This window comes from Chitinophaga sp. XS-30, from assembly GCF_008086345.1.
Classification (GTDB): domain Bacteria; phylum Bacteroidota; class Bacteroidia; order Chitinophagales; family Chitinophagaceae; genus Chitinophaga.
The window spans coordinates 1096360-1108221 of the sequence record NZ_CP043006.1 but is presented as its reverse complement, the minus strand read 5'-3'; the positions used below and the strand labels follow the sequence as shown (position 1 = coordinate 1108221).

Below are 11862 nucleotides of genomic sequence, written 5' to 3'. Positions count from 1 at the left end.
TATCATGCAAGCAAAGAAAATACTGATCATCATGGCGCACCCGGACGATAACAGTTTCTGCCGGTCGGTTGCGGAGGCTTACCGGGATGGGGCTGCCGCGGCGGGACATGAGGTTTATCTGTTATCCCTGAACCAGCTGCAATTCAATCCCGTATTGCAATACGGCTACAAGCAGCGCACACCCTGGGAGCCGGATCTGGAAATGGCCTGGGAAAGGCTGCAGTGGTGCGATCATATGGTCTGGGTGTACCCCACCTGGTGGGGCGTTATGCCGGCACTGATGAAGGGCTTTATTGACAGGGTGTTCCTGCCCGGAAAAGCCTTTCAATACCGCAAAGATTCCGTGTTCTGGGATAAACTGCTGAAAGGAAGATCGGCCCGGCTGATCACAACGATGGATAGCCCCGCCTGGTATAATGCCCTGGTGTATCGCGCAGCAGGGCATCATGCCATGAAGCAGGCTACGCTGGCTTTTTGTGGTGTGAAGCCGGTCAGGATCACCACCATCAGCCAGGTGCGCTGGAAAAAGGAAGTACAGCTAGGGAAATGGCTGGAAAAAATCCGTCGCCTTGGCGGCAAAGGCATATGACACAGGCACCAATATTGAATGACATGCCACGCCATGTACAACATGCGCAACATGAAAGACCGTGACACAGGCACCAATATTGAATGACATGCCGTAAACGGCTGCATGAAGGATTTAAGGAAACACCTGCACATCGGCACTTCCGGATGGAGCTATAAGGACTGGAAGGGGCTTTACTATCCGGAGAAGCTCAAGCCGGTTCAATACCTGGAATATTACAGCCGGGAATTCCAATGTGTGGAGATCAATACCAGCTTTTATCATTTGCCCAAAGCGCAGACTGTATTGAACTGGGCAGCAGCGGTGCCGGAGGATTTCCGGTTCTGCCCGAAGCTGAGCCGCTATGTCAGTCATTATCAGAAATTACGTGATGCAGCGGAAAGCCTGCGTTTGTTCTTCGACCGCTTTGACCCTGTAAAGGAAAAACTCGGTCCGGTGCTGATACAGCTGCCTGCGCATGTTCCCTTTCATGTTGAAGTTGCCCGGCCGTTTTTCGAGCTGCTGAAAAAAAATTACGGGGAATATGCGTTTGCATTGGAGATCAGGCATGAGAGCTGGCTGGAACCCCAAAGTGTGCAATTACTGCAACAATTCGATATAACATTGGTCATTGCCCAGTCCGGCATGCCTTTTCCGTATCACGAAATGGTTACAGCCCGGCATATCTACATCCGTTTTCACGGGCCGGGCAAGTTATATGCGTCCAGCTATCACCACAATACCCTGCTGGCTTATGCGCGGAAGTGCGTACGCTGGCTGCGGGATGGCCATGAGCTGTGGATCTTCTTCAATAATGATTTTTATGGTTATTCGATCGAAAATGCGCGGTTGCTGGAAAAATATATCCTTGAAGGGATGGCGGGGAAACGGGCTATTTGATCCGGAAAAGAAGGCCGGGAGCAATGAACGGGTATGGGGATGAGCAAAATGTGCTGATGAGACCCCGGTGAAAAATGAAAAGGTCCGCCGGGCAGAGACGCTGATGAAAAACGAAAAAGTCCGCGGGACAGAGGCCCTGATGAAAAACGAAAAGGTCCGCTGGACAACGGACCTTTTACTAACTAACCCAAACAAACGTTTAATCTTTCTAATTAACGTTTAACTCTTCTTCGCTGCAGCGGTTGTCAACGGGCTAGTTTTTGCTGCATTGAAATTATTTATGCCTGTTGTTCTGCCAGTTTTGCCTTGATCTTGGCTTCTATTTCGTTAGCCACTTCAGGGTTATCCAGCAGGAGTTGCTTGACGGCATCGCGGCCCTGGCCCAGTTTGTTGCCTTCGTAGCTGAACCAGCTACCGCTTTTCTGGACGATACCATATTCCACACCCATATCGATCAGCTCGCCCACTTTGGAGATGCCCAGGCCATAGATAATATCGAACTCAGCCTGACGGAAGGGAGGTGCAACTTTATTTTTGACAACTTTTACTTTTACGCGGTTACCTACCGCTTCATCGCCGTCCTTGATCTGGCTCATACGGCGGATATCCAGGCGCACGGAAGCGTAGAATTTGAGGGCGTTACCGCCGGTAGTGGTTTCCGGGTTACCGAACATCACACCGATCTTTTCCCGCAGCTGGTTGATGAAAATGCAGCAGCTGTTCGTTTTGGAAATAGTGGCCGTGAGTTTCCGCAATGCCTGGGACATCAGACGTGCCTGGAGGCCCATTTTGCTTTCGCCCATTTCACCTTCCAGCTCACCTTTCGGTACCAGCGCTGCCACGGAATCGATTACGACTACATCTACCGCGCCGGAAAGGATCAGGCGGTCTGCGATCTCAAGCGCCTGCTCACCATGGTCCGGCTGGGAGATCAGGAGTGAATCCACATCCACACCCAGCCTGCGGGCATATGAGCTGTCGAATGCGTGTTCCGCATCGACGATGGCGCAAATGCCGCCTTTCTTTTGTGCTTCTGCAATTGTATGTATAGCCACGGTGGTCTTACCGGAAGATTCAGGACCGTAGATCTCGATGATACGGCCTTTGGGGAAACCACCGATACCGAGCGCAATATCCAGTCCCAATGATCCGGTGGAGATCACCTCCATCGGCGCCTCTGCCTTTTCTCCCATCATCATCACGGATCCCTTGCCGAAATCCTTTTCGATCTTGTCCATCGTAAGACGGAGCGCCTTCAGTTTATCTGCGTTAACGTTTGACATCTTTGGTACGTTTAGGTTAGTAGTTATTGATTGTGCAAATATAATCCAATTTTCGAATCATCCTAAAAAATTTAGCATTTTTAATTTGATTGCTAATATTAATAGTATCCGTTTTTTGTGTTTGAATTTGGGGTAACACGCAAAGGACGATACAAAGGTGCATCGCTTTTACGCACGGAACATGCGTAGCGGAAAATTTATTTTTTTTGCACGAAAAGCGTTGCCCGGCATTGCACAAAAAGATGAAGTGTGCGACGCAACGATGTCTGGCTGCGATTTTCAGCCGGCTGCCAGCAACTAACCGACGATAGCGTAGGCGATCAATTGGGAGAGAATGCCCACGATGAAGCCTGCATATACTTCACCCGGCGTATGCGCATTCAGCACCAGGCGCGCTGTGGCGGCAAGGCCGGCGAGGATGAAGGCTACTGCCAGCGGGATGGATACGTTCATGCCCAGCCCCCACATCAGGGCGAGCAGAAAACCCAGCACGCCGCCCCAGCCTACGGTATGCATGCTGATCTTCACGAAACTGTTGGCAACAAAAGAAACAACGACGGAAATGAAGATGCCGAGGAAAAATGCGTTGTAGAAACCCGGGCTGATGCCCTGGCGTTTGAAGGTATAAAAAGCCCAGAAATAAAAAATAATGGTACCTACATAGGGAATGATACGGTCCCGCTGCCCGCTGAGCTGTATGCTGTCCACAAACCGCAGCAGCCGCGCGAGCACCACTACCAGCAGGGGAAAGAGCAGGCAGGTAACGATCACGCGAAAGAAGAGCGCATCATACGGGAAACGGAGGCTGATCTGTTTGAAATTAACGAAGTACTCCGGCAGAGCGGTAACTGCGATCAGCGTGATAAGCAGGGGAATGAACAGGGGGTGCAGGAGATAAGAAAATACCTGTGCTGCTGCCCGCAGGCCGGGCGAAAATTTAACGGTGGTGCGCTCTTCCATGAAAGTTTTTATAATTCTTTGCGTAAACGTGCTACAGGAATATTGAGTTGCTCGCGGTATTTTGCCACGGTACGGCGCGCGATGTTGTACCCCTTGTCCTGCAACATTTTGGTGAGATTCTCGTCGCTCAGCGGTTTGCGTTTGTTCTCTCCGCCGATCATATCCGCCAGTATCTTTTTTACTTCGCGGGTGGATACTTCCTCGCCGCTGTCGGTAGACAATGATTCAGAGAAGAAGAACTTCAGCTTGAAGGTGCCGAATTCCGTTTGTACGAACTTGCTGTTGGCTACACGGCTGACGGTTGAGATATCCAGCTGGGTAACGTCCGCAATATCTTTCAGGATCATGGGGCGCATGGTGGTCTCATCACCGGTAAGGAAGAACTCGTACTGATAGTTCATGATGGCCTCCATGGTGCTGAGCAGGGTATGTTGCCGCTGCTTGATGGCGTCTATGAACCACTTGGCGGCATCGATCTTCTGTTTGATGAACAGCACGGCTTCTTTCTGGCGCTTGTCCTTTTTATCGCCACGGTCGTATTCCCGCAGCATGTCCCGGTAGCCTTCGGAGATCCGGAGGTCCGGCGCGTTCTTGCTGTTCAGGGAAAGCTCCAGTTTTCCGTTGTTATTGAGGATGAAAAAATCCGGGATCACGTAACTCTCCGCCTTGTTCAGCAAACTATAGTTGCCGCCGGGTTTGGGATTGAGCTTGATGATCTGTCCGATGGCCTCTTTCAGGTCTTCATCCGAAAGATTGAGGGAGCGCTGGATCTTTTCGTAATGTTTTTTGGTGAATTCTTCGAAGTAGTGATCGAGTATCTGGGTGGCGGTGATCACGCCGGGGTCTTCGGGGTTTTTGCGCCGCAGTTGCAGAAGCAGGCATTCCTTCAGGTCCGTGCAGCAAACGCCCGCGGGATCGAACTGCTGGATGAGCTTTATCAGCTGGCGTATTTCCTCTTCATCCGTCTGCACGTTCTGTGAAAAGGAAAGATCGTCCACAATGGCGCTTACTTCGCGCCGGAGATACCCGTCATCATCTATGCTGCCGATGATCTGCTCCGCGATGCGTTGCCGGTCGCCGTCCAGGCTGAGCATACCCAGCTGCGTCAGCAGATGGTCGTGAAAGGTGGTTTCCACGCGGACGGGGATGGTACGGTTCTCATCCGGGTCAGGATAATTATCATCGCGCAGCTTATAATCCGCAATTTCATCATCCCCTTCTGAAACGTATTCTGAAATGTCGATATTATCGTATTCGTTTTCGCTGCCATCGGGTTCAAACTCGTCTTCCGAACCGGCTTCAAATTCCTCGCTGTTCTCCTTGAAATCATCTTCCTGGCCGTCTTCGCTGTATTCAAGGGCAGGGTTTTCTTCCAGTTCTTCCTTGATGCGTTCTTCCAGCACGGCCGTGGGTACCTGCAACAGTTTCATCAGCTGAATCTGTTGCGGTGATAATTTCTGTAATAGTTTCTGTTGTTGCGTTTGCTTTAACATGGCTCGTTTCTTTTACCACTTTTCATCCCCTTCAAGGCTTAGCTGGTCCGGTAACAATCTGAACGTCCTCCGGTGGTAGGGCGTATCGCCGTGTTGCCTTATGGCATCCCGGTGAAAGCGGGTTGGATACCCCTTGTTTTCCTTCCAGCCGTAATGCGGGAACTGCTCGTGCAACCGCTGCATATATTCGTCCCGGTAGGTTTTTGCCAGGATTGAAGCTGCCGCTATGGATGCATATTTGCCATCGCCCTGGACAACGCAGGTATGCGGGATATTGCCATAGGGATGAAAACGGTTACCGTCTATCAGTAACATCTGGGGCTGTAGCGATAATCGTGCCAAAGCCTCGTGCATGGCCTTGAATGAGGCTTTCAGGATGTTGATCCGGTCTATTTCCTCATTGTCGATGCTGGCTACGGCGAAGGCTATCGCTTCCGCTTCGATCACCATCCTCAGCGTATCCCTGTCGCATACTTTCGTTTGCTTGGAATCATTGAGCAGGGGATGGTGGAAATCCCTTGGCAATATTACCGCAGCGGCAAATACGGGGCCCGCGAGGCAACCTCTTCCGGCTTCATCGCATCCGGCCTCGGTCAATGCATCCTGGTAATATGGCAGTAACAAGTTAACAGTTTTTATTCGCGCTAAAATTACAAAATCAAAGGGATTGACAAAAATCATCCCTCCGCCCGGCAATTTCCCCCTAATTTTGCAGGGTTTATGGACATACAGCAAAATAAGCAGAACAGGGCCATTGTGGCCTGGCTTTTTACGGGTGTGGGAATGATCATCGTGCAGGTGTTGCTGGGCGGGATCACGCGGCTCACAGGTTCGGGGCTTTCCATTACGGAATGGAAACCCATATTGGGTGCGCTGCCGCCGATGAATGAGGACGCCTGGAAAGCCGCTTTCGAACAATACAAGGAAATTGCACAATATAAATATGTCAACAGCCATTTTGAGCTGTCCGACTTCAAATGGATCTACTTCTGGGAGTGGCTGCACCGGAACTGGGCGCGGCTGATCGGTATCGTTTTCGCCGTGCCTTTTATCTATTTTATTATCCGGAAAAAGATCGGCAGAAGCATGATCGGCCCCATGATCGTTCTCTTTCTGCTGGGCGCGCTGCAGGGGCTGATCGGATGGGTGATGGTGCAAAGCGGCCTGAATGAGGAGGACCTGTACGTCAGTCATATTCGTTTAGCCATTCACTTTATAGCGGCGCTCGGCCTGCTATGGTACACGCTCTGGTTTGCACTGAAGCTATCCATACCGCCGCAGCAAACCGTTTCCGCCCCTGCTCTCCGGAATCTGGCGGGATGGATACTGGCCCTGCTGACCCTGCAGCTGATCTACGGCGCCTTCATGGCGGGCATCCACGCTGCGCTCGCCGCCAGCACCTGGCCCACCATCAACGGCATGTGGTGGCCCGGGGGCATGTTTACCCAGGGCGGCTTCCTGGAGGATATCACCCATAACCGGATCACCATCCAGTTCATCCACCGCGGGCTGGCTTATTTGCTGACAGCGCTGATCGCCGTATGGTACGTAAAAAGCCGCAGGTTTCCCCAATTGGCCGCAGTGCGCATACTGGCTTTGCTGGTAGTGCTGCTGCAGGTGTTCCTGGGGGTGCTGACGGTGCTGAACAGTGCTGTAAAGATCCCGCTGGGCTTCGCACTGGCACACCAGTTCGTGGGCATGTTGCTGCTGATGGTGATGGTCTGGGCCCGCTTCAAGACAAAAAAATAAATTATGAATTTGTTTATTATGTAAATCCTTACGTTATTCGTAGCGGATAATTCGTAATTTGATTTGGTGAAACGACTTTGGTTAAGGACCTTCTACTCCTTCCCTATTCAGCTGCTGCTGCTGCATTTCCGCAAGTATCAGGTTTTGCTGATCTTCTGGGCCATTTTATTCAGCACGATCAACGGCGGCTTTGCCAAGCTGTTCGGGGGGGACGCGCTGTTCCTGGCGCCGGAGTACCTGGGGAAAGTGAACTTTTACAGCACTACGGTACTGGGGGTCGCCTCGGCCGTTTTCACCATGAGCTGGAACATCACTACATTCATCCTCCACAGCGGCCGCTTCAAGTTCCTGGCCACTACCTCCCAGCCATTTTTCCGCTATTGCCTGAATAATTCCATCATCCCCACTGCCTTCCTGATCTGCCTGATCTGGCGGGGCTGGCAGTATCAGCGCTTTCAGGAACTGAATACCATCCCACAGATATTGTTGCTGGTGGAGGGTTTTATCTGCGGGTACCTGGCTGTGATCTTCTTTTCCTTTTTCTATTTTTTCAATGCTGACAAAAATATCGGGCGGCGGCTGATCAAAAAGTTCGGCAACCCGCGCAATTTTCTGCGCACCGTGATGAAGCCCAACCAGGAAAGGGATGAGAACGCCTTGCCCGTGACCAACTATTTTTCAAGCCCCTGGCGGATCCGACGGGCCAGGAATGTGGATCATTATAACAAACATTATCTGGACAATATCTTCCGGCAACACCATTTCGCTGCTATTATCACCGTAGGGCTGGCGCTGCTGTTCCTCGTTGTGATGGCCTATCTGATGGATTACAACGCCTTCCGCATTCCCGCAGGGGCCAGCGTACTGATCTTTTTTGCATTCCTGATCGGTATAGCGGGCGCATATGCTTACCTGCTGGAAAGCTGGGCCATTCCTGTGCTGGTACTGGTGGTGCTGGGGCTGAACTGGATGGTGACCAACCAGTGGATAGATAACCGCAACAAGGCATACGGTTTGAATTACCGGGATAAGGGGGAACGGCCGGAATACAGTGTGCCGCATCTCCAGGCATTCTTTACGGCTTCGAGAAGCGAGGCGGACAAAAAGCACACCCTGCAGATACTGGAGAACTGGAAAGCGAAATTCCCGGAAGGGTCGAAACCGCCGCTGATCATCATCAATACCAGCGGCGGCGGCAGCCGTTCCGCAGCATGGACGATGAATGTGCTGCAACGGTACGACAGCCTGCTGAAAGGCCGTTTGCTCAGGCATACCATGCTGATGACGGGTGCCTCGGGCGGCATGCTCGGCGCCACTTATTTCCGTGAGCTCTATCTGCGCAAGCAGCTGAATGAGCTGCCTGCATCCCGCAATCTGTATGACAGCCTTTATTGTGAAAAGATCTCCCGCGACCTGCTCAATTCCGTGTTCAGCTCATTTGCTGTAAATGATTTCATCACGCCTTTCCGGCATTTCAGCATCGGCAAGAATACTTATGCAAAAGACAGGGGATATGCCTTTGAAATGCAGCTCAACATTAATACGGACAATGTGCTGAACAAAACGGTGGGTGCATACCGGGAGGCCGAGCGCAAAGCGCAGATCCCCCTGCTGATCTGGTGCGCCACGATCAATGCGGATGGCCGCAGGCTGATGATCTCCCCACAACCGGTCAGCTACCTCTGTGCCGCCGACTACCGTTATCCGACACGCAGTATGCGGGATGTGGACGGTGTGGACTTTCTGCAATTCTTTTCGCGCCAGCATGCGGACCAGCTGCGGGTGACCAGCGCCATCCGCATGAGCGCCACCTTTCCTTATGTACTGCCGAATGTGTTCCTGCCCAGTGAACCGATCGTGGATGTGATGGATGCGGGCATACGCGATAATTTCGGGCAGGAGACCAGCCTCCGGTTCCTCTACACCTTCCGGCAGTGGATCAATGAAAATACCGGTGGCGTGGTGTTCATGCAGATCCGCGATACCCGCAAGAACGATGTAAGCCCTATCAAACAACATAAAGATCTCGGCGATCTGCTCTTTGAACCCTTGTTCTCCATGCAGGCGCACTGGATGTCCATGCAGGATTTTCACCAGGATCACCTGATCAACTATATGGAAGCTTATTTTCCGGGGAAGTTCAAACGCCTCATCTTCCAGTATGTGCCGCAGCAGGCGGACAAAGCGGCGGCGCTCAGCTGGCACCTTACGCCACGCGAAAAGCTGGACATTGCGCGGGCGCTGGACAATCCCGCGAACCAACAGGCTTTCAAAATGCTGCAGGAAGCCCTGCCGCCGGTTGCCGCTGAAGCGCTTTCAACGGCGCGGTGACCCGGGAGTGCTTCGATATGCGGCATCCCGCGGTTCTGCATCCTGCCCCATTCAGGAGAATGCGTCATTGGCATCCAAGCCCCCCTCTCATAAAGCATTGATTATAAACCAATACAACAGGCCGCAAATGCGATGCCCCGGCGGGCTTTAATTTCACACTTATTTAAGACTGGCCTGCAACAAAGTTCCCTTATTATTCGTACCTTTGCGCCTTCTTAAGCGCCGTTTGGCAAAAAAAACGGCCGAAACACACACAATTCACATGCAAATCAGAAACATCGCCATTATTGCGCACGTAGACCATGGTAAAACTACCCTGGTGGATAAAATCCTCCACTCTACCAACGTTTTCCGTTCCAACCAGGAGACGGGAGACCTGATAATGGATAATAACGACCTGGAAAAGGAACGCGGTATCACCATCCTCAGCAAGAACGTATCCGTGGTGTACAAAGACGTGAAGATCAACGTAATAGACACCCCGGGCCACGCCGACTTCGGTGGTGAAGTTGAACGCGTGCTGAAAATGGCCGATGGGGTGATCCTGCTGGTGGATGCCTTTGAAGGCCCCATGCCGCAGACCCGCTTCGTTTTGCAGAAAGCCCTGAACCTGCATCTGAAGCCGATCGTGGTGATCAATAAGGTGGACAAACCGAACTGCCGTCCCGATGAAGTACATGACGCGGTATTCGAACTGTTCTTTAACCTGGACGCTACCGAAGAACAACTGAACTTCCCGACCTATTACGGTTCCGGCAAGAACGGCTGGTTCAATGATTCCCTGACTCCCCGCGAAGACATCCTGCCCCTGCTCGACGGTATCCTTGAGCATGTGCCGGAACCCAAAATATCCGAAGGTTCGCTGCAAATGCAGATCACTTCCCTGGACTACTCTACTTTCCTCGGCCGTATTGCCGTTGGTAAAGTGACCCGGGGCCGCATTGTGGAAAATCAGCCCATCTCCCTCGTACAGGCTGACGGTACCATCAAGAAATCCCGCGTCCGCGAACTGTATGTGTTCGAATCGCTCGGCAAAAAACGCGTTACGGAAGTGCAACCCGGCGATCTCTGCGCTGTAGTAGGCCTGGAAACGTTCGGCATCGGCGACACCATCGCCGACTTCGAAAACCCTGAAGGACTCCCGGTGATCAGTGTTGATGAACCGACCATGAACATGATGTTCAGCATCAACAACTCTCCTTTCTTCGGTAAGGACGGCAAGTTCGTGACCTCCCGTCACCTGCGCGACCGCCTGATGAAAGAGACCGAAAAGAACCTGGCATTGCGGGTACTGGATACCGATTCTGCGGACAGCTTCATGGTATATGGCCGCGGTATCCTTCACCTGGGCGTACTGGTAGAAACCATGCGCCGCGAAGGATATGAACTGACCGTAGGTCAGCCTACCGTTATCATCAAGCAGATCGATGGTAAAAAATGCGAGCCGTATGAAACCCTGGTAGTAGACGTTCCGCAGGAATTTGCATCCAAGGTGATCGACCTGGTGACCCGCCGTAAAGGTGAAATGCTGATCATGGAGACGAAAGGCGACATGCAGCACCTGGAATTCGAGATCCCTTCCCGCGGTCTTATCGGCCTGCGTACCCAAATGCTGACCAACACTGCCGGTGAAGCCGTAATGGCGCACCGCTTCAATGATTATAAACCCTGGAAAGGCCCCATCCCCGGCCGCGGCAACGGTGTGCTGATCGCCAAGGAAGCGGGTACCACTACCGGCTACTCTCTCGACAAGCTGCAGGACAGGGGCTCATTCTTCGTTGATCCGGGAGAAGAGGTGTACAAAGGCATGATCATCGGTGAGAATAACAAACCCGGCGATCTTGTGGTAAACCCGAACGAAGGCAAGAAACTGACGAATATGCGCGCAAGCGGTACCGATGGTGCCACCAACATCGCGCCCAAGATACTGATGACTTTGGAAGAATGTATGGAGTACATTCAGCAGGACGAGTGCATTGAGGTGACTCCGAACCATACCCGTATGCGTAAGACCATCCTGGACGAAGAAGAACGGAAAAGGTTCCAAAAGCAGATGAAAGCGGAAGAGGTGAGCTAAGCTGGCAAGACAAAAAGGATATGAGAAGGCTGTATCAAAATTGGTACAGCCTTTTTTTTGCGGCTGCCGGAGAGCTCCCCCGTTCTATACGAGGGCCGGCCTTTAAAATGCTTTGTTACGTTCACATCCCGGGCAAACCAATGCCGCCCAGCATACCGCCGGCAACACCCTTCATTTCACTTTCCCAGGCATTTTCTGCATTTTTCAGGGCGCGGTTGAGCGCCGTGATCAGCAGGTCTTCCAGCTCTTCCTTCCTGTCCGCAGCCAGCAACGAGGCATCCACATCCAGGCTTTTCACTTCACGGTTGCCCGTTACCACCGCTTTCACCAGGCCGTTACCGGCTTCGCCTTCCACAATCACGGATTTCAGGCGCTCCTTGCTGTCATTCATTTTCTGCTGCGCTTCCTGCAGTTTTCCGAACAGATCTCCGAACATAATTGACAAATTTTGGTAAAGATATATATTTCCTCCGCGGCGCCAGAATACGTATCTTGGCAAAT

10 protein-coding genes are annotated in these 11862 nt (G+C 52.1%); 5 read left to right on the top strand and 5 right to left on the bottom strand.

The window, feature by feature from the left end; genetic code table 11:
- Positions 1-4 precede the first annotated feature (4 nt).
- Together FW415_RS04675 and FW415_RS04670 are read left to right on the top strand one after the other, a co-directional pair.
- Positions 5-589, top strand: coding sequence for an NAD(P)H-dependent oxidoreductase (locus tag FW415_RS04675; protein WP_148383129.1), 585 nt, complete (start codon positions 5-7; stop codon positions 587-589).
- Positions 590-694: 105 nt separating this feature from the next.
- On the top strand, positions 695-1468 hold the full coding sequence (locus FW415_RS04670; protein WP_148383128.1) for a DUF72 domain-containing protein: 774 nt from the start codon (positions 695-697) through the stop codon (positions 1466-1468).
- Positions 1469-1746: 278 nt separating this feature from the next.
- Here the strand turns inward: FW415_RS04670 and recA are convergent, their stop codons facing one another.
- The 4 genes from recA to FW415_RS04650 all read right to left on the bottom strand — a co-directional run bounded on the left by recA (position 1747) and on the right by FW415_RS04650 (position 5828).
- A complete protein-coding gene (gene recA, locus FW415_RS04665) occupies positions 1747-2751 on the bottom strand; it encodes a recombinase RecA (RefSeq protein WP_148383127.1) in 1005 nt (334 codons plus the stop codon).
- Between the two features lie 297 nt (positions 2752-3048).
- Positions 3049-3711, bottom strand: a complete 663-nt coding sequence (locus FW415_RS04660; protein WP_148383126.1) for a phosphatase PAP2 family protein — start codon at positions 3709-3711, stop codon at positions 3049-3051.
- 8 nt (positions 3712-3719) lie between these two features.
- On the bottom strand, positions 3720-5204 hold the full coding sequence (gene rpoN / locus FW415_RS04655; RefSeq protein ID WP_148383125.1) for an RNA polymerase factor sigma-54: 1485 nt from the start codon (positions 5202-5204) through the stop codon (positions 3720-3722).
- Between the two features lie 12 nt (positions 5205-5216).
- Complete coding sequence (locus tag FW415_RS04650; RefSeq protein ID WP_148383124.1) at positions 5217-5828, bottom strand: ribonuclease HII; 612 nt, start codon at positions 5826-5828, stop codon at positions 5217-5219.
- A gap of 96 nt (positions 5829-5924) precedes the next feature.
- On the opposite strand from FW415_RS04650, the gene FW415_RS04645 reads away from it, so the two are divergent.
- From FW415_RS04645 to typA, 3 genes are all read left to right on the top strand, one after another.
- Positions 5925-6953 carry a COX15/CtaA family protein gene (locus FW415_RS04645; protein WP_148383123.1) on the top strand — a complete coding sequence of 343 codons (1029 nt, stop codon included), beginning with the start codon at positions 5925-5927 and terminating at the stop codon, positions 6951-6953.
- A 66-nt stretch (positions 6954-7019) separates the two neighbouring features.
- On the top strand, positions 7020-9284 hold the full coding sequence (locus tag FW415_RS04640) for a patatin-like phospholipase family protein (protein WP_148383122.1): 2265 nt from the start codon (positions 7020-7022) through the stop codon (positions 9282-9284).
- 262 nt (positions 9285-9546) lie between these two features.
- Positions 9547-11361 carry a translational GTPase TypA gene (typA, locus tag FW415_RS04635; RefSeq protein WP_148383121.1) on the top strand — a complete coding sequence of 605 codons (1815 nt, stop codon included), beginning with the start codon at positions 9547-9549 and terminating at the stop codon, positions 11359-11361.
- Positions 11362-11482: 121 nt separating this feature from the next.
- Here the strand turns inward: typA and FW415_RS04630 are convergent, their stop codons facing one another.
- Positions 11483-11797 (bottom strand): YbaB/EbfC family nucleoid-associated protein, encoded by a 315-nt coding sequence (locus FW415_RS04630; RefSeq protein ID WP_148383120.1) that lies wholly within the window; start codon positions 11795-11797, stop codon positions 11483-11485.
- Positions 11798-11862 lie beyond the last annotated feature (65 nt).

Bases quoted from the DNA above. Each gene is read 5' to 3' on its own strand.
- FW415_RS04675 (WP_148383129.1), top strand. From the start codon at position 5: ATGCAAGCAAAGAAAATACTGATCATCATGGCGCACCCGGACGATAAC.
- FW415_RS04670 (WP_148383128.1), top strand. From the start codon at position 695: ATGAAGGATTTAAGGAAACACCTGCACATCGGCACTTCCGGATGGAGC.
- recA (WP_148383127.1), bottom strand. From the start codon at position 2,751: ATGTCAAACGTTAACGCAGATAAACTGAAGGCGCTCCGTCTTACGATG.
- FW415_RS04660 (WP_148383126.1), bottom strand. From the start codon at position 3,711: ATGGAAGAGCGCACCACCGTTAAATTTTCGCCCGGCCTGCGGGCAGCA.
- rpoN (WP_148383125.1), bottom strand. From the start codon at position 5,204: ATGTTAAAGCAAACGCAACAACAGAAACTATTACAGAAATTATCACCG.
- FW415_RS04645 (WP_148383123.1), top strand. From the start codon at position 5,925: ATGGACATACAGCAAAATAAGCAGAACAGGGCCATTGTGGCCTGGCTT.
- typA (WP_148383121.1), top strand. From the start codon at position 9,547: ATGCAAATCAGAAACATCGCCATTATTGCGCACGTAGACCATGGTAAA.
- FW415_RS04630 (WP_148383120.1), bottom strand. From the start codon at position 11,797: ATGTTCGGAGATCTGTTCGGAAAACTGCAGGAAGCGCAGCAGAAAATG.